We start from the raw sequence: 18515 nt of genomic DNA, 5'->3' as shown, positions 1-18515 counted from the left end.
TGGCCCGGGACTGAAGGCGCGAAGGTACCATCCTGAACCGCGGCCTGCGGAGGCTGATTTGTTCTATTCTTTCAAGTGGAGGAGGTATTGACGCGTCCACTACGTTTCTTTGGATACCTGAGAAGCGCCGTCCGCCGTCTTTCAGAGGCGTCCTTACATCCCAATTATTTTCCCAACTCTTTAAGAATCATCGGAATCACTTCCTCCAGATTCCCCACAATACCGTAATCGGCGCTCTGGAAGATCGGTGCATCCGGGTCATTGTTGATTGCCACGATAATTCCGGCATCCGTAATTCCCTTCAGATGCTGTTCCGCTCCGGATATGCCGCAGGCGATGTAGAGTTTGCCCTTAAATTTCTGTCCGGACATTCCGACGAAACGGTCCATGCCGACAAATTTATGCATCTCTGCCACGGGCCTTGAGGAGCCGATTGCTGCGCCCGTTTTCTCGGCCAGGGCTTTTATTAACTCCATGTTCTCAATGGAACCTATTCCCTGTCCTGCGCTTACGACGCGCTCTGCAGCGGCAATTGGAGTCGCCGGATCCACGCGGAGTGAAAAGTCGATGCCTTCCTTCTTCAAATCGGAAACCAGAGATTCCACTCTGTCTTTCATGGAGCCGAAACGCAGCACCATTCCTTTTCTGGATGCCGGTTTTGCCGCCTCATTCTTTCCCGGTGCAGCCTCTTTTTTCTTCATCCTTCCAAGGATGGAGGCGGCGATGACAACTCTCTGAATCTCATTTGTTCCCTCATAAATGGTGCAGATTTTCGCATCGCGGTAAGCGCGCTCTACTGCCATGCCCTTCATGTAACCGCTTCCGCCAAATACCTGGAGCGCCTCGTTAACTATCTCCACACAGGAGTCGGATGCGTACTGCTTTGCCATAGCCGCTTCCATACCGAACGGTTCATGTTTTTCTTTCAGCTCCGCCGCACTGTAAACCAGAAGACGGGAGGCACGCAGCTTTGTAGCCATATCGGCGATTTTAAAGGATACTCCCTGCTGTTTGCCAATCGGTTCACCAAACTGGATTCTCTCTTTTGCATATTCAAGGGCATTTTCATAAGCTCCCTGGGCAATTCCAAGAGCCTGGGCGGCGATTCCGATTCGTCCTCCGTCCAGAGTGCTCATGGCAATCTTAAAGCCCTCTCCTTCTTTGCCAAGGAGATTTTCCCTGGGCACCTTCACATTTTTGAAAACCAGCTCTGCCGTAGCGGATGAACGGATTCCCATCTTGTCATAGTGAGTTCCAAACGAAAAACCTTCCCAGCCTTTTTCTACGATAAAAGCGCTGATTCCCCTTGTTCCAATGCCCGGTGTGGTAACGGCAAAAACAACATAGGTGTCGGCTTTGTCCGCATTTGTAATAAAGATTTTACTGCCGTTTAAGATGTAATAATCACCTTCCAGAACCGCCGTTGTCTCGGTTCCGCCTGCATCACTTCCCGCGTTCGGCTCCGTCAGTCCGAATGCTCCCAGCTTCTCCCCCTTTGCCAGGGGAACAAGATATTTCTGCTTCTGGGCCTCGGTGCCGTATGCATAAATCGGGTAGCTTCCCAGGGAAACATGAGCCGAAAGAATCACGCCGGTTCCTCCGTCCACTCTGGATAATTCCTCCACCGCAATGGCATAGCTGAGTGCGTCCAGACCTGCACCACCGTACTCCTTCGGATAAGGGATTCCCATCAGTCCCATCTCCCCAAACTTGCGGATCGCCTCCGTTGGAAATTCATTATTCTGATCCAGTAAAAAGGTATATGGCTTTACTTCGGCCTCTGCAAACGCCCTGACTCTCATTCTCAATTCTTCGTGCTGCTCACTTGTTTTAAATGACATATCTCAGTTCCTCCTTCATCTCTTCTCATTGTAAAATCTGACCGCGTATTAGATAATAGTAATTATTATCATTATCATATTCTAATAGTATACCTGTTTCCAGTTTTTGTCAAACTTTATTTTTAGGTAAGAAAAATTTCGGCGTGCAGACTCTCGTGACGGGCGAAACCGCATAGAGGCATATTGGAACTTCGCTCGGGTATGCATCCTGCCCGGAGGTCGTTTCTATCATGGGTGTTTCCTATGATAAAAAAGAGCGGTCTGATTCAACCACCCATTCTAGTCTTTTAAATGCGGATTTAGTTGAGATGCGAGGACGCCTCTGTAAGATGGCGGACGGGGGAGTGGGAGGGGGTATATGAGTCTTCAGTCCCGGTTTGTAGGGTGTGGTGAGGGGGAATCCGGGAGAAAAAGATTCCGCAGGGAACCTGGGAGTTCATCGGTACTTACCGAGGTTTTTCACGAGGTTAGTTCCGTTATGTACTCCAAAGAGCGCAAGCGTTTCCCGAAGGAACTTTTTCTGCCCGGATTCCCCACTCGCGACAACCTTCATCCCGGGACTGAAGACTCATAACCTCATAGCATATTTGATTTGTTCTTAAAATTTCTTTTTTCACATTTGCATTACTTTTTAAAACCACCTATAATAATGAAAGAGTCACTGTTTATCCAGAATAAAATATCATGCTGCAGTCTGGCTTCCGCGTCGGACTGCGGCTATCTGAAAGGAGATGCCTATGTATTTTGCAAACAAAGGAACCGAAAATACCGGAGCATGTGTAAAAGCTGCCGTCGAAACAGCCAGAGCCAGAAATATCGGGCATATTGTAGTGGCAAGCAGCCACGGCGACACGGCCAAACTTTTGAAAGGCGAAAAAGATTTGAATGTAGTCTGTGTCGCTTACGCCTATGGTTTCAGCGAACCAGGTAAAAATGTAATGACTGAGGAGACCGTCAGTGAACTCAATGCAGAGGGAATCCGGGTTCTATCGACTACCCATGTACTGAGCGGCGCCGAGAGGGGCATCAGCAGGAAATACGGAGGAATCCATCCCGTGGAAATCATCGCCGATACCCTGAGAATGTTTGGCCAGGGAACAAAGGTATGCGTGGAGGCGGCCATTATGGCACTCGATGCGGGACTGATCCCTTATGGTGAAGATATTATCGCCATCGGCGGTTCAACGCGCGGCGCCGATACCGCCGTGATCATGAGACCTGCGCACGCAAACAATGTTCTCGACACCAAAATCAACGAAATTATCTGCAAACCGTACAATATTTAATTTCAGCGGGTATAAAAAACCACATCACCCGCATCTTCCATGCCCGTGATGTGGTTTTATTGAGTGGCAATGAAACGTTCGCTAAGCGTGCTTTTCGTTGTTAATATGCTATATCATTTCTGACGGCTGTGTCCTGTAGGTGGCCAGGCTCACCGTGACCAGGACAAGGCCGCACACCAGTGAACCGGGAACCGCAGAACCGAGTCCCCACGGCTTTCCCATCAAATCCCAGCCGATACTTACCACAAAACCGGATACAATACTGGAGATAATTCCGGCGTTCGTAGCCTTCCTCCAATAGAGGGCGGCCAGGGCCGGCAGTCCTACCGATGCCGCATAGAAGGTCCATGCAAACATCAGGGCATTGTAGGCGTTTTTGATATAGAGGGCAATAATCAGCGCCCCTATCGCCAGAACTGCCGATAAGATACGTGAAATAAAGACTTCCCTTTTATCCGACATCTTTGGATTCAGCGTTTTCCCCAGATCCTGAACAAATGTCTGTGTGGAAATCAATAAATAGCTGTCGGCCGAACTCATCATAACCGAAAGAAGACCCGCCAGGCATAGCCCCGTAATACCCACTGGCAGAATATGGATTACCAGCGCAGGAACAACGGCCTCGGCCGTACCGTACATCTCTTTGATATTCGGCAGAATCTGTCTTCCCATCAGACCCAATGAAAGAATGATAAAGATGGTACATCCGTAAATTGCGGTTCCCCAGAACATACCGGCCTTTGCCGTCTTCCTGTCCTTAGCCGCAAACGCTCTCTGCCACATCTCGGCGCCGGCCATTGTAAAGACAAGATAGGTCACGATATCGCCGATTACCTTGCCGTCCACGGAAGGAATCAGCATCTCCTTCTGGACATTGCTCCAGAAAGTGCTGAATCCCCCGATATAGCGGATCCCCGAGAGCGGGAGCAGGATATAGACAAAGATGATCAGCATGAAAAACTGCACCACATCCGTATACACGACGCCAAAAAGCCCGGAAGCCGCCGTGTAAAATATAAAAATAAAGGTCGCCAGGCAGGCCCCCATCTCATATGTAATTCCCACTTTTCCTCCGACCATCCTGAAAATCACTGCCGTCGCCGTTATCTGGGAGGCCACGGTCCCCATCATCGTATAGCCGATTAAAAGCGCAATCAGGCATTTGGCTGTTTTACTGAACCGCTTTTCAAACAGTTCGGGGATGGATGAGATATTGTGTTTTACTCCCACCTCCTGAATTCTGCCGCTGATTCCTGAAAACACCAGCATGCCTATCAGGTAGGGAAGCGCCGTCACAATGGCGATGGAACCGTAATCGTATCCGAGCCCCGCCCTGCCCATCATGGCACTTCCACCGATAATTGTTGCACAAACCGTTCCCGCCAGAACCAAAGGACCAAGGCTCCGGCCTGCCACATAGTAATCACCCGCATTCTGAATCCGCTTGACAAAATAAACTCCAATCCCAAGCATCCCCAAAAGATACAGCGCCACTATCACCAGATCCAGTGTCGTAATGTTGCTCAAATCCTGCATAAGCAACCCTCCTTTATGTTATTTTTAAAGAGACAGCGCCCGCCTGTCCGAAGAACTAAGGCCAGTTTGAGCGTTTCTTTAATTCTCTTTCCCTTACGGAATTCTCATGGAAAGGACTTCCATGGGTAACAGATTCAATAACTGTAATAGATATGATAAGATTCGTATTCAAGCCTAATTTTCAGGCAATTAAAACATCCTTGTAAGATTATAACATTTTTCAGATATTACCGTCAAGATTCTAATTAATTTTATTTATTCCGGTAATCAGTAAACGGGAATAAGTGCCGCAGTTCACACCGTGTACGATGACAAATCGCTCATTTTCCGCCGTTTCATCACTTATTTAAACCATTTCTGCTGCATTCATCTGCAGTTGTAGCTCCTCGTTACGGCACATATGTCAGCGTCACGGTACCATCTAAATTTGATACATGAAACAGGGCATGTTCAGCAAACGATACTTTTGAAGGAAAATCGATGCGATACCCTAAATGATCACCATATCCCAGTACACTGGCCACCACCTTTTTATCCTTCACGAAAAGCAAATGAACCATGCCTTCGTTGATATTGTTTTCTTTCACGCTTATACTGTGAAACCCAATTGCCTTTTCTATCTCCGCCTTGTCCGCATACGGGGAAAATGTATACACGGCATCCCAATCAAAAGGGATAATCTCATTTATTTCTACGGTTTCCTGGTGGGCGGCAGAAATAACGGCTTTTTTCAACCGGTGATTGTTATATGCCACGATCGGATTGCCGATTAAAATCCATTCAAGTGAAACCGCCGCAATCACCGCTATTATCAATGTTATTGTTTTTTTCTTATTCATCAATGCACCTCGCAAATTTTCCTTTATTTTAACGGACTATCATCATTATTTCAACAGGAATGTGTCCGGTTTGCAGAACTCCCGCGCCGCGCGGTTGCTTCAGCAACTATTTACCTCTGCGCGGTATGTGAATCCTCACGGAACGTTTTTTGATTCATAAGACTTTCCTATGAATTAAAAAAAGACTCCCCTCCTCCCACCATCACAGTGTTCAGAAAAGAGTCTTTTACACATCCGTAACAGAACATATAAATCCGCCGCATACCATCACCGGCAGGATTCTTGCTCACTTTGCGCCAAATAATTCTTTGGACTGCTTTAATTTTAAGCCATTCTTTGGGATATTCTTTATTCGTCCCAGTTGTGGTATGTTGCCTGGACGTCGTCGTCCTCATCCAGGAGATCCAGAATCCGGTTCATCTTCTTGATGGCATCGTCGTCCGTCAGCTCCACCCATGTCTGAGGAATCATGGTCACATCGGCCTCCAGCATCGGAATTCCCTCTTTTTCAAGAGCCTCGCGGACTTTGGAGAAATCCTCCGGAGCCGTAATGATCTCAAAGCTGTCTTCCTCTTCTGCGAAATCTTCTGCGCCCGCATCGAGGGAAAGCATCATCAGTTCGTCCGCATCCATCTCGCACTCTTCTTTATCGATCACGATCTGGCCTTTTTTATCGAACATAAAGGAAACGCTGCCCGGTGTTCCAACGTTGCCGCCGCCCTTTGTAAATGCGCTTCTCACATTGGCCGCCGTACGGTTCTTGTTGTCGGTCAGTGTATCTACGATGATAGCAACGCCGTTCGGGCCGTATCCTTCGTATGTAAGGTTTTCATAGTTTACGGAGCTGGCATCTCCGGCTGCTTTTTTAATGCCTCTGTCAATCGTATCGTTCGGCATGTTGTTCGCCTTTGCTTTAGCAATTACGTCGCGAAGACGGCTGTTATTAGCCGGATCGGCCCCGCCCTCTTTTACCGCTACGGCGATTTCACGACCGATTACAGTGAAAACTTTTCCTTTGGCTGCGTCGTTTCTTTCCTTTTTGTGCTTGATATTGGCGAACTTTGAATGTCCTGACATAAATAACACTCCTCTTTCTATTTTTAAATAATTTCCAGGGGCGCCTCTTCCGTGTCCCTGAATTAAATGTTACATGGTATTTGTGCTCACAATCTTTACTATTCTAACACTAATGAATTCGGATAGCAAGTATTTTTCCTCTCTCTTTAGCTCTCTTTTCCTGACTCTGTAACAGTTCAGGCACAAATAGGGATTTAATTGAGGAATGAGAACGCCGCCGGGACGGTCGGGGGGCGGGATGGTGAGGGGGCGGTTGTGAGTCTTCAGTCCCGGGTTGCAGGTTGTCGCGGGTGGGGAATCCGGGCAGAAAAAGTTCCTCCGGGAAACGCTTGCGCTCTTCGAAGTGCATAGCAGTACTAAGGCGCCAAAATACGCCGCCTAAGTACTGATGGACTTCCAGGTTCCCTCCGGAATCTTTTTCTCCCGGATTCCCCACGGGAAGGTTATGGCCCGGGACTGAAGACGCGAAGGTTGTCGCCATCCCGTACCCCGGCCTGCGGCCGCTGAATTGTTCTTATTCCTTCAAAGGGGGGAGGAGGATCGTCGCAACCACTATGTTCCTTCAAATGCCTTAAAATATCTGCTATCCGGTCTCTGACTGGTTTGTTTTGAGCCTTTTTAGCTTGGAGTATTGCGTCAGAACATTCGACTTTTGTTTTAGAAATTCATCTGTTATCAAATTCATCGTGAGATACCGTCAGACCGTTAAAGTATCGCAGCTTCGTAGTGGCCGCGACAGACCCCTCCCCATTTAAGGTTAGAGACAATCAGCGTCCGGAGCGGACCATGTCCGGTGCCGCGAAAACCTCCGCCTGAGTCTTTTATCCCCGGCGATAACCTGCCGGGGGAAGGAGGCGGAATCAATTGTGCAGGGGATATGGGAGTCCGCCGGTGCCTGGCGAGGTCTTTCCGAGCCTGGCACCGCTGCGCACTCCAAAAAGCGCGAGCGGTCCCCGTAACAATTCATTCCGGCCGGATTCCCCCCTCACGACAACCTCCAACAGGGGACAAAAGACTCAGTCAGCCCCCTCACCACACCGGACATAGTCCGTTCCGGACGCGTCCTCCTCACCTCAGTTAAATCCCCATTTTAACGTTCCCCGCCATTCTTACATATTATGGTAGTATATCCTTTTTCTCAGGAGACATAAATTATGCCTGATTCTATTGTAATCCTTACTCCGCTCCACATTCTCTATCTGGTCGGAGTATTTTCTGTTCTGGCCGTGATGGTGATGCGGCGCGATACGCCGCTCATCTGCGTGCTGTTTCTCTTTCTGCTGGGCGCTCTGGGGCTGCATTCCTTTATCGGCGGTATCCAGACCGTGTTTAACGCAATTTTATACGCCGCCAAAGAGTTCATGGAAGTAATCGGCACCATTGCCCTGGTTACCGCGCTTTCAAAGTGCATGGGGGAATTGGGAAGTGACCGGCTCTTAATGGAACCGATGTCAAAGGTGATGAAAACACCGTCCCGCACCTGGTGGCTCTTAGGTATCACAATGTTTGTATTTTCCCTGTTTCTGTGGCCCTCTCCTTCCGTTGCGCTGGTCGGAGCCATCATGATTCCGTTTGCGGTCCGCGCCGGCCTCTCACCGCTCGCCGCCGCCATGGCCATGAACCTGTTCGGCCATGGATTTGCCTTGAGCTATGACGTTGTAATCCAGGGCGCTCCCGCCATATCAGGTGCGGCAGCCGGTATCTCCGCCGCCGACATTCTCTCCGAGGCCTGGCCTGTCTTCTGGGTCATGGGCGGCGTCACCGTCCTGTCCGCATTTTTACTGAACCGCAAATCCATGGGAATCACCGTCTGCTCTTCCGACAGGCGCTTCCATGTTCCGTATTTCAAGCAGGAGGCGGACGAGAAGGAAACACCGGTAATCCCGAATCCAAAGGCAGCCAAAATCCTGGCTGCAGCCGTTGTTTTAGCCTTCCTGGCCGACATTGTCTGCATGCTTGTATTTAATCTGAACGGCGGGGACGCCACCAGCGTCGTATCCGGCACGGCCGTACTGCTCATGTGTCTGGGAGCCGTAATCGGCTTTGGAAAACATTCACCGGAAAAAGTAACCGGATATCTGACCGACGGGTTTCTGTTCGCCATCCGCATCTTCGCCCCTGTCATCGTCATCGGCGCCTTCTTTTTCCTTGGCGGCGGCGGAATCACCACCATCCTGGGAGACGGATTCGGCAGTGGAATCCTGAATGACTGGGCGCTCTGGCTTGCCTCCCATACGCCCCTCAATCCCTATATTGCCGCATTCTTCCAGCTTCTGATCGGCGGTCTGACGGGCCTTGACGGTTCCGGCTTTTCCGGTCTTCCGCTGACAGGCGCCCTGGCTCACACCTTCGGGACCGCAACTTCTGCCTCCGTACCGGTTCTGGCCGCCCTGGGACAGATAGGAGCCATCTTTGTAGGAGGAGGCACCATCGTTCCCTGGGGATTGATTCCGGTTGCCGCCATCTGTAATGTAAACCCCATCGAGCTGGCCCGAAAGAACCTCATTCCGGTTCTGATCGGCTTTACGGCCGCCTTTGCAGCCGCCTGCCTGATGTTGGTATAAATTTTGTTACTGTTCACTCCGTTCCCAGTAATCACGCTACGCGATGCACAGAAACGGCAAATTTAAGGAGGAATCTTTATGTGCGGAATTGCCGGGTTTTTCAACCCGAACAAAGATTTTACACAGGAAAAAGAGAACAACATGAATATCCTGGACGCGATGAATCAGGCCCAGAAGCGCAGGGGACCGGACGATGAGGGCTGTTTCCTGAATGAACATTTCGGCCTGGCCCAGGTACGCCTGTCCATCGTCGATCTGGTCACCGGACATCAGCCGATGATAGGAAAGGACGGTTCAAGAGGCTTTGGCATCGTCTATAACGGAGAGCTCTACAACACAAAAGAGCTGAGGGAGGAACTTCGCCTGGAAGGCCATTCCTTCGACACCTCCGGCGACACGGAGGTACTGTTAAAGGCCTACCAGACCTGGGGAAGTGATTTTATCACCAGGGTAAACGGAATTTTTGCCCTGGCTATCATGGATACGTCTAAAAACCGGCTTCTGCTCTACCGCGACCGCTCCGGGATTAAACCTCTTTTTTACACGATCCGTAAAGATACCGATACAGTTGTCTTCGGTTCAGAACTAAAAGCCCTTCTGGCCTTCCCGGGAATCCGTCCGGAAGTAGACAAAAAGGGCCTGAATGAAATTTTCAGCATCGGTCCGGCCAGAACCAGCGGATGCGGTGTCTATAAAAATATCCATGAAGTGCTGCCCGGCCATTTCCTCTGCTGCACCCGCTCCGGCAACCGCCAGGAGGCCTACTGGAAACTGGAAAGCCATGTCCATACCGACTCATTTGAAGATACGGTGGAAAAAACCGGCTTTCTTCTCCGGGACGCTATCAAGCGCCAGATGGTATCGGATGTCCCCATCTGTACCTTTTTATCGGGCGGCGTCGACTCCTCCCTCGTCTCCGCCGTCTGTGCGGAGGAATTAAAAAAGCAGAACAAACGGCTTCACACCTATTCCTTTGACTTTACCGGAAACGCGGAAAACTTTAAGGCCAGCTCATTCCAGCCCTCCCAGGATCGCCCTTATGTCGATAAAATGGTGGATTTTCTGGGTTCCGAGCATACGTACCTGGAATGTTCCACAAAGGATCAGGCAGACCTTTTGTTTGATTCGGTAAAAGCCCACGATCTTCCCGCCATGGCCGATGTGGACTCTTCCCTGCTCTATTTCTGCTCCCTCGTTGCCAAACAGCACAAGGTAACGCTGACCGGGGAGTGTGCAGACGAAATCTTCGGCGGTTATCCCTGGTTCCATAAAAAAGAATGTTTCCTGGCCGATACCTTCCCCTGGACGATGGATCTGGAGGCCAGAAAAGTACTCCTGTCCGACGACTTCCTGGATTACCTCAAAATGGACGACTATGTCAAACAAACCTATGACACTTCCATTGCAGAGGTGCCGAAGCTGGACGGTGAAAATGCGGAGGAGGCGAGGCGCCGGGAAATCTCCTATCTGAACCTGCGCTGGTTCATGCAGACTCTTTTAAACAGAATGGACCGCACCAGTATGTACAGCGGCCTGGAAGCCCGCGTTCCCTTCGCCGATCACCGCATTATCGAATATCTCTTCAACGTACCGTGGGAGATGAAGGCCCGCGGAGGCGTTGCAAAGGCGCTGCTGCGCGAAGCCGGGCGCGGCCTTCTGCCGGATGAAATCCTGTTCCGCCGCAAATCTCCATACCCTAAAACTTACGACCGGAACTACGAGGCCCTGCTGGCCGGACGGGTCCGTGATATTCTCGGCGACTCTTCCTCACCGGTACTCCCCTTCCTGGATAAAAAGAAGGTGGAGCATTTCCTTGAAAGTCCGTCCGACTATGGAAAACCCTGGTACGGCCAGTTGATGGCCGCCCCGCAGCTGATGGCCTATCTGATCCAGGTGGATTTCTGGATGAGAGAATATCGAATAAGCATCGCAGATTAGGTTACAGAACAGCAGATCAAATCATTTCCTGTTAAAACTGAAATGTTCCAGATCTTCTTCAAGTATCAAATCTCTCCTGCTGTCCTCTGCACCAATGGGGCGCACCGGACGGCAGGGATTGCCAAAGGCGAGATAATTGTCGGGGATGTCTTTCGTCACAACACTTCCGGCCCCTATTACTGCCCCGTTTCCAATCCTCACGCCCCCAAGGACCACCACGTTGCAGGCCAGCCAGACATTATCCCCGATATGGATTTCCTCTGCAAATTCCGCCATCGTCGTGTTGCCGTCTTTATCAAGACCCACTCTCTCCTCTGCAATCAGCGGATGGTTGGTCGCCATCAGCGATACATTGGGACCAAAGCAGACATTATCTCCGATGTAGACTCTCGCATCATCCATCACCATAAGGTTAAAGTTGGCAAAGAAATTCTCACCAATAAAGGTATGGCTTCCATAGTTAAACTGGACAGGCCCCTGAAAATAATAGGTCTTTCCAATTCCTCCGATAAATTCCCTGATGATTGGAAGGCGTTTCTCATCATACTCATCCATGGAATTATAGCGGCGGCACGCCTCGTGCGCCCTGTGTTTAATATCTTTCAGCTCTTTCTTTCTGGGATCAAACATCTTTCCCTCATAAATTTTCTCTTCTTCGTTCACTTCTCTTCCCCTCCTCTGTCTCACACTACCCCTGTATCTCCACCGTCAGGTTCTTAAGCCACTTTCTCTGTCGGTACCGCAGATAGCTGAGAACCGTCTTGTAAACCTCCTCCAGCGTCACCATGGCATAGACAATATAAATAGGCTGTTTTAAAACAAGTCCTCCCACAAAGGCCATCGGAATTCCGATCAGCCATACGCCGCTGCAATCGAGGAAGAGGCAGACTGCGGTATCCCCGCCGCTTCGCAGCACTCCCACAATATTGACATAGTTAAACATCTTAAACGGCATAAACAGTGAAAAGACAATCAGGCACCGGCTTACATCGCGGGCCACTTCACCGGACAGCCTGTAGAGATCGATAATCTGCCAGCGGACGCCCGCACAGAAGAACGCCATAATCACGGTGATGATAAACTGAAGAATCAGGAAGTTCTTCGCATACCGCTCGGCCCTCTTCATCTGGCCGGCTCCCAGCTCGTTTCCAAGAATTACGGCGGTTGCCGCGCTCAGTCCCTGGAACAGGACCGACATGATGTCCTGTATCGTCGTGGCGACCGTGATCGCCGCCACCGCATTATCCCCCATACGTCCGTATGCCAGTGAATACATCGTAACTCCCAGCCCCCAGATAAACTCATTGGCAATAACCGGTGACGCCGTGACAAAGAATTTTTTCACAAAGGCGGCCGAGTAGCCGAACAGTTCCTTCGGGCGGCAGGCCAGAGGCGATTTGTTCAAATACACCACTAAAAGCAGAGCGGTCATCTCCACGATACGTGCAATCAGGGTGGCTAATGCCGCGCCGACCACACCCATGGCAGGCGCGCCGAATTTACCGAAAATAAAGGTATAATTAAAAAATATGTTAATCAGGATCGTACAGCTGCTGATGACAACCGGGGCTTTGACCTTGCCCACCGCCCTCTGCATGGCGACGTATGTATTGCTGACCGCGATAAATGGATAGGAAAGCGCCACCAGGGACAGATAGGAAGCTCCGATGCGTATTGCGTCCTCCCCCGTTGTAAATATCCTCATTACCTTCTGCGGAACCGCCACCGCCGGGATGAAAAACGCAAGCGCCGCGCAGGTGGCCAGAACCAGCGCCAGTCCCAGGACCTTTCTGATATTCTTAATATCGTGTGTCCCCCAGAACTGCGCCGCCAGAATCCCGGAACCGCTGACAATTCCGAACACCAGAAGCGTCATCACGAAAAACACCTTGTTGGCCAGTCCCACCGCAGCGATGGATGTAGCCCCCAGGGAACCGATCATCATGGTATCCACCATATTTACAATTGTATTCAGCATGCCCTGCATGGCTACCGGCAGCGCTATTTTTACAGCCTTGGACAGAAATATCCTGTCCGTCATCATAATTTTTGTATCTTCCAGTATCTTTTTCATCTTCCCTGCCTTTTCTCTTCCGCCTTGTCTCTTTTGTCCGTCCTCTTTTGTCTTATCGCTTCCACCTTCTCTTCTCCCGCCTCCAAAAAAGCCAAAAAGAACGCCCGGGCAACGCTCAGGCGTTCAAACTTTTATGGATGCTGCAGCCTGTACATAAAGCGTGCAGGCGTCATTCACCGGCAATGAAAAGTCCGCAATGCGCTCCTTTCACTGTTCTTATTCTTCCTCTTCCATTTTCTTCACGGAGACCGGCGCCGCAGTCACTGCGTGGATCATCTTGTTCTCAACCGAGAGAACCTTGAAAAGATAATTTTGGTACTCCACCTCAGGCTGCTCCCCCTCTCCGGGGATGCGGTCCAGCTTGGAGATCAGAAATCCGTTTAACGTATCGTAATTTTCGTAATCCTCGTCGTCGAATTCAATATTCAGCGCCTCTCCCACCTCATCGAGGGGAGCCAGCCCGTCAAAAATAAAGCTTCCGTCGTCGCGCTTGGAAATGTACTCCTCATCCTCGTCATATTCATCCAGGATGTTTCCCACAATCTCCTCCAGGATATCCTCCATCGTCACGATTCCCGCAGTCTGGCCATACTCGTCCACCACAATCTCCATATGTATTTTCTGGGACTGCATCTCTTTAAACAGCGTGTCCACATGGCGTGTTTCCGGAATGAAATGGGGTTCCCGTAAAAGTCCGTCCAGTTCTCTGAGACTTTTCTTTCTGTTTTCCTCTTTCTCGGCAAACCCAAGGGCATCCCTCATATGGAGAATTCCTACAATATCGTCGATATCCTTTTCGAAAACAGGGAAACGCGAGTTATTCGCCTCCGTCAGTATATAGGTTACCGCCTCATCCAGGGACAGCGAGGCGTCTAACGCCGTTATATTGGTCCTGTGGGTCATAATGTCCCCGGCCTCTTTGTCGTTCAGCTCGAAAATGTTCGTGATCATCTCGGCTTCCCCGGCCTCCAGGACTCCCTGTTCATGGCCTTCGTTGACCATCAGCATAATATCTTCTTCCGTCACATTGTCGTCGTCGGAATTCAAATCAATCCCCATCGGCTTCAGCACCAGGGCCGAGAGGGCCGACACAAGAAATGTAAAGGGACGCAGCAGGAGCACAATCACCTGCACCATGGAGAAAACCCCATATCCCCACTTCTCCGGCTTTCTGGCTGCACACTTCTTCGGAATCACAATCCCGAAGCTGATAAGCACAGACAGCACAACAATTCCGGCCGCCACTACGCAGGCTGTGTACACCAGCATCTCATGCCCGTCCTGCGAATGCTTTATCAGCATCCGGAACAACTGCCCCAACTGCCTCATCACATAGGCTCCTGCCAGAATTCCGATTATATTGGTCATCACCTGGACCGTATAAATAAACTCGCCAGGTTTATTGATCAGCCTCAAAAGCTTCCCTGCCCGTTCGTTTCCTTCTTCCGCCTCCTTCTCGAGACTGTTCACATTCATGTTCTGAATGGCTGAACCAAAGCCGTATAAAACGGCGTCTATCAGAATAAAACCAACAAGTATCAGTATACTTAAGGGCCAATACCCATCGTCCATATTTTTTAATTACTCCTTTTATTGATAGCGGTGAAAAGCTGCAGCCGTATGCGTTCCGCTCCGGTTACTTTTCATCGTTTCATTCGTACGGTTAAAATCTTTCCGCCAGATGCCCGCTCTTAAACCTTTACTGTACACTCCGTGCCCAGCAATCCGCTTCGCGATGCACAGAAACGGCAAAAAACTCCGTTGATTGTAATGAAAAGTCCGCATCGCGCACTTTTCGTTGCGTCGCGCCGCTTAACTCGGGATTTCACGAAAAACACGTGAAAACACCTCGCGGGATACATCCGTGTGAACAGTAACCTTAAACCCTCTGCTACGTCAAAAACCTTTGCAGAATATTAATCCTGACATCTGTCACTATATCATCTTTCCATGAGGTTCGTCAATAATAACTATCCACTCTGTGTGCGGTAATACGCCCTGTCACGCGCTGGAATGGCTGAAACCGCCGTTTTACACCGCACAACGCGTGATTTTCACGTAGAACGCGTGAAAACGCCTCGCAAAATAGAGCCGATCTGACCGGCAACCGTCAATGATAACCTATGTATCCAGCTCAAGGCTTATCATCAGCGCACGATCCACGTCCTTTAACAGCTCGTCGTCAATATGGCAGATTCTCTCTTTCAGCCGCTGTTTGTCTATGGTCCGAAGCTGCTCCAGGAGGATTACGGAATCCCGTATCATATCACACCTCTTCGTGTTTAACTCCACATGGGTTGGCAGCTTTGCCTTGTTCATCTTGGATGTTATTGCCGCACAGATTACGGTTGGGCTGTGCTTATTCCCTATATCATTCTGTATAATCAGCACCGGCCTGACGCCTCCCTGTTCCGAGCCGACCACCGGTCTTAAGTCTGCATAATAAATATCTCCACGCCTGATAATCACTTGTTTCACTCTCCGTCAAAATTCTTTATGTCCTTAGTATTGACCTGTTTTGACCCGAGTATTCCGCCGACCGCAATTCTTTTTTCATCCCGTTATTCCCTACTGATTTATCATATGGGAAAAACAGGCCTGCAGTTCCCCGGAAAGTGAAAATTAAGCGTGTTTCTTTATGATACCCTTCTACATAAAATCGGCATATTGGTCATCGAACCAGTCCTTGCTGCCGACGATCTCCCCGTTCCTTGTATACACTCTGGGAACGCGTTTTCCCAGGACACAGGGGATCTCATACCGGAACCCTCCGCACATGCCGGCCAGTTCTTCCATGGAAATCCTCTCTTCCCCGTCGCAGCCGACCAGTGTGACGCGGTCCTCCTCCGCCGCTCCCGGGATGTCCGTCACGTCCACCATGAACTGATCCATACAGACGCGCCCCAGTATCGGCGCCCGTCTGCCGCGGATCAGGACGCAGCCTTTTCCCGAAAGGTTTCTGGGGTACCCGTCCCCATACCCGGCTCCGACTGTGGCAATCCGCATTTTTCTGTCGGCCGTGAAGGTTCCGCCGTAGCTTACTGGCGTTCCCGGCTCTATGTCCTTCACATAGGTAATAAAACTCCGGATCTCCATCGCGGGGCGCAGCTCCATCTTCTGATTCACCTCGTCGGATGGATAAATTCCGTACATTGAGATTCCGGCCCGAACCGCGTCCAGGCCCATCTGCGGCAGATCCATGATGGCGGCGCTGTTGGCGCAGTGGCGGACCGGAATTTCAATCCCCCTGCCTTTAAGCGCTTCGGCAAATTCCATATACCGTTCGTACTGAAGCGCCGTAAAGTCTTTATCCGTCTCATCCGCCCTGGAAAAATGGGTGAAAAGGCCTTCTACCGTGATACCGGGAAGCGCTTTTATTTTCTCCACCTCGCCGATGCTCCCGCCGTCGGGCTGATAGCCGATCCGGCTCATCCCCGTATCCAGCGCAATATGGATGAACGCCGTCTTTCCCTCTGCTGCAGCAGCCCTTGAGAGGGCCTCCGCCTTGGAATATTCATAAATGGCCGGCCTGATGTCATACTCAAGGATCGTTTTATAATCTCTTTCATGTGTACTGCCAAGCACCAGAATCGGCTTTATAATACCGTGTTTCCGGAGTATTACCGCCTCCGGGACCGCAGCCACCGCGTAGCCGCAGACAAAGGGATCAATGGCTTTTGCCACCGGGACCGCGCCGTGGCCGTAGCCGTCTGTTTTTACAACGCCGATCATCCCGGTTCCCTCCGGCAGTCCGGCCTCCATCGTTTCCATATTCTTTATAATATTGTCAAGGTTAATTTCCGCATAAACTCTGCTGTATGGTTCTTCCATTACCGTCCTCCTGCATAATTGAATCCGCTATCTCCCTGGCGAGAATCGAATGTTCCCCTCTGCCTGCCGCGGCGCGCTCTCCCGCCAGGCCGTGGAGCCACACGCCCATAGCCGCCGCCTCATCCTCCTGGAGTCCGAGGGCGATGAGCCCCGCAATCAGGCCGGTCAGCACATCGCCGGAACCGGCTTTTGCCATGGCTCCGCCGCCGCTGCTGTTGATATAGACGGAACCGTCCTTCCCCGCCACCACAGAAACGGCGTCCTTTAAAACACAGGTCACGCCCTTCTCCTCACAATAGCCGACGGCCGCGCCGGGAAGATCCTCCCTCAGTTCAGCGATATCCTTTTCCACCAGTCTGGCCATTTCCCCCAGATGGGGAGTGACAATCACATTTTCCGTAAAGAATTCCGCCAGATGCGGGTATTCCGCCACGGTATTCAGTCCGTCCGCATCGAGTATAATGGGGACATAGGCCGATAAAAGCACATATTCCGTCAGTTTCACCACGTGGCGTCCCCTTCCGAGACCGGGTCCCAGGACAATCACGCTGGCCCAGGCGCATTCCCGCTCCACAAGCTCCCTGAACGCCTCGGGCTCCTCGGCCTCCATCTCCTCCGGGTACGATGTGATGATAGCCTCGGGGAGGAGTGTCTGCAGCATCGGCACGTTGCCGTCCACCGTCAGGATTTTCACCAGGCCGGCTCCCGTCCTGTATGCCGACAGCGCGCTTAAATAGGCGGCCCCGCACATCCCTTTTGAACCTGCCGCAATCAGCACTTTTCCGTACGTTCCCTTATGGGAATCTTTCTTCCTCCCGGGAATCCGGGACTGATCGCCCGGTTCATAAGTAAAATAACGTTTTCCTTCATAGGAGTCAAAATCCGGGAAACCGATGTCTTTCACCGCCACACGGCCGCTGTAGCCTTTTCCCGGATAGATGGCCGTTCCCACCTTCTCATAGCCGAATGTCACCGTCAGATCCGCTTTGACCGCCGTTCCCATGACACGCCCCGTCTCGGAGCTGATTCCGGACGGAATATCCACCGCCACGGTAAATTCCGGGTTCAAACCAGTAAGGAACTCCACCGCCTCTTTAAATTCGCCTTCCACGTCTCTTGTAAGCCCCACTCCGAAGACGGCGTCCACCGCCACGTCAAAACGGCCGGGGAGGTACCCGCCGAAGCGTTCCACGGCGATCCCCAGTTTCTCGTCAATCTCTATCTGGCTTCTCATCTCTTCGGTCCAGCGTTCCCTGTCCCCCACGGTAATAATGGAAACCTGGAACCCTCTCAGATGCAGGATCCTGGCAATGGCGGCTCCATCGGCGCCATTGTTGCCTGTTCCGCAGAATATCAGGGTAACGGCCTTCTCAAAGGGCTTTTTCCCCGTTTTTTTATATTCCAGTTCCAGTTCATCCGCCACACTCAGGGCGGCCCGTTCCATCAGCACCATGGATGGAATCCCTACGGTCTGAATCGCATAGGCGTCTATCTCTTTCATCTGTTTTCCGGTTACAAGGCGTCTCATT

At 50.9% G+C, this 18515-nt stretch carries 13 protein-coding genes; 3 read left to right on the top strand and 10 right to left on the bottom strand.

All coding sequences use genetic code 11. The features are described 5' to 3' along the window. Nucleotides 1-164 precede the first annotated feature (164 nt). On the bottom strand, nucleotides 165-1841 hold the full coding sequence (locus V3C10_10020) for an acyl-CoA dehydrogenase family protein (protein ID WVP64118.1): 1677 nt from the start codon (nucleotides 1839-1841) through the stop codon (nucleotides 165-167). A gap of 737 nt (nucleotides 1842-2578) precedes the next feature. On the opposite strand from V3C10_10020, the gene V3C10_10015 reads away from it, so the two are divergent. After that, nucleotides 2579-3127, top strand: coding sequence for a pyruvate kinase alpha/beta domain-containing protein (locus V3C10_10015; GenBank protein ID WVP64117.1), 549 nt, complete (start codon nucleotides 2579-2581; stop codon nucleotides 3125-3127). A gap of 108 nt (nucleotides 3128-3235) precedes the next feature. On the opposite strand, the gene V3C10_10010 is transcribed toward V3C10_10015, so the two are convergent. The 3 genes from V3C10_10010 to V3C10_10000 form a co-directional block, all read right to left on the bottom strand. Beyond that, a complete protein-coding gene (locus V3C10_10010; protein WVP64116.1) occupies nucleotides 3236-4663 on the bottom strand; it encodes a sodium:solute symporter family protein in 1428 nt (475 codons plus the stop codon). Nucleotides 4664-5052: 389 nt separating this feature from the next. Beyond that, complete coding sequence (locus V3C10_10005; GenBank protein WVP64115.1) at nucleotides 5053-5502, bottom strand: hypothetical protein; 450 nt, start codon at nucleotides 5500-5502, stop codon at nucleotides 5053-5055. A 348-nt stretch (nucleotides 5503-5850) separates the two neighbouring features. Continuing rightward, nucleotides 5851-6579: a YebC/PmpR family DNA-binding transcriptional regulator gene (locus V3C10_10000; protein ID WVP64114.1), complete on the bottom strand. Its 729-nt coding sequence runs from the start codon at nucleotides 6577-6579 to the stop codon at nucleotides 5851-5853. Nucleotides 6580-7733: 1154 nt separating this feature from the next. On the opposite strand from V3C10_10000, the gene V3C10_09995 reads away from it, so the two are divergent. Further along, complete coding sequence (locus V3C10_09995; GenBank protein WVP64113.1) at nucleotides 7734-9143, top strand: citrate transporter; 1410 nt, start codon at nucleotides 7734-7736, stop codon at nucleotides 9141-9143. A 78-nt stretch (nucleotides 9144-9221) separates the two neighbouring features. After that, on the top strand, nucleotides 9222-11081 hold the full coding sequence (gene asnB / locus V3C10_09990) for an asparagine synthase (glutamine-hydrolyzing) (protein ID WVP64112.1): 1860 nt from the start codon (nucleotides 9222-9224) through the stop codon (nucleotides 11079-11081). 21 nt (nucleotides 11082-11102) lie between these two features. On the opposite strand, the gene V3C10_09985 is transcribed toward asnB, so the two are convergent. From V3C10_09985 to V3C10_09960, 6 genes are all read right to left on the bottom strand, one after another. Beyond that, nucleotides 11103-11744 (bottom strand): sugar O-acetyltransferase, encoded by a 642-nt coding sequence (locus V3C10_09985; protein WVP64111.1) that lies wholly within the window; start codon nucleotides 11742-11744, stop codon nucleotides 11103-11105. 25 nt (nucleotides 11745-11769) lie between these two features. Then, a complete protein-coding gene (locus tag V3C10_09980; GenBank protein ID WVP64110.1) occupies nucleotides 11770-13155 on the bottom strand; it encodes an MATE family efflux transporter in 1386 nt (461 codons plus the stop codon). A 216-nt stretch (nucleotides 13156-13371) separates the two neighbouring features. Continuing rightward, on the bottom strand, nucleotides 13372-14727 hold the full coding sequence (locus V3C10_09975; GenBank protein WVP64109.1) for a hemolysin family protein: 1356 nt from the start codon (nucleotides 14725-14727) through the stop codon (nucleotides 13372-13374). 549 nt (nucleotides 14728-15276) lie between these two features. After that, complete coding sequence (locus V3C10_09970; protein WVP64108.1) at nucleotides 15277-15624, bottom strand: type II toxin-antitoxin system PemK/MazF family toxin; 348 nt, start codon at nucleotides 15622-15624, stop codon at nucleotides 15277-15279. Nucleotides 15625-15804: 180 nt separating this feature from the next. Next, a complete protein-coding gene (alr, locus tag V3C10_09965; protein ID WVP64107.1) occupies nucleotides 15805-16986 on the bottom strand; it encodes an alanine racemase in 1182 nt (393 codons plus the stop codon). Then, nucleotides 16949-18514 carry an NAD(P)H-hydrate dehydratase gene (locus V3C10_09960; protein ID WVP64106.1) on the bottom strand — a complete coding sequence of 522 codons (1566 nt, stop codon included), beginning with the start codon at nucleotides 18512-18514 and terminating at the stop codon, nucleotides 16949-16951. Before V3C10_09960 ends, alr begins: the two co-directional genes overlap by 38 nt. Nucleotide 18515: the final 1 nt, after the last annotated feature.

Origin of the sequence: [Clostridium] symbiosum (assembly GCA_036419695.1) — a bacterium.
GTDB classification, from domain to species: Bacteria; Bacillota; Clostridia; order Lachnospirales; family Lachnospiraceae; genus Otoolea; species Otoolea symbiosa_A.
The sequence above is the reverse complement of the archived record's forward strand: the minus strand, read 5'-3'. Positions and strand labels throughout refer to the sequence as shown.

Bases quoted from the DNA above. Each gene is read 5' to 3' on its own strand.
- V3C10_10015 (WVP64117.1), top strand. From the start codon at position 2,579: ATGTATTTTGCAAACAAAGGAACCGAAAATACCGGAGCATGTGTAAAA.
- V3C10_09960 (WVP64106.1), bottom strand. From the start codon at position 18,514: ATGAGACGCCTTGTAACCGGAAAACAGATGAAAGAGATAGACGCCTAT.
- V3C10_10010 (WVP64116.1), bottom strand. From the start codon at position 4,663: ATGCAGGATTTGAGCAACATTACGACACTGGATCTGGTGATAGTGGCG.
- asnB (WVP64112.1), top strand. From the start codon at position 9,222: ATGTGCGGAATTGCCGGGTTTTTCAACCCGAACAAAGATTTTACACAG.
- V3C10_09995 (WVP64113.1), top strand. From the start codon at position 7,734: ATGCCTGATTCTATTGTAATCCTTACTCCGCTCCACATTCTCTATCTG.
- V3C10_09980 (WVP64110.1), bottom strand. From the start codon at position 13,155: ATGAAAAAGATACTGGAAGATACAAAAATTATGATGACGGACAGGATA.
- V3C10_10000 (WVP64114.1), bottom strand. From the start codon at position 6,579: ATGTCAGGACATTCAAAGTTCGCCAATATCAAGCACAAAAAGGAAAGA.
- V3C10_09975 (WVP64109.1), bottom strand. From the start codon at position 14,727: ATGGACGATGGGTATTGGCCCTTAAGTATACTGATACTTGTTGGTTTT.
- alr (WVP64107.1), bottom strand. From the start codon at position 16,986: ATGGAAGAACCATACAGCAGAGTTTATGCGGAAATTAACCTTGACAAT.
- V3C10_10020 (WVP64118.1), bottom strand. From the start codon at position 1,841: ATGTCATTTAAAACAAGTGAGCAGCACGAAGAATTGAGAATGAGAGTC.
- V3C10_10005 (WVP64115.1), bottom strand. From the start codon at position 5,502: ATGAATAAGAAAAAAACAATAACATTGATAATAGCGGTGATTGCGGCG.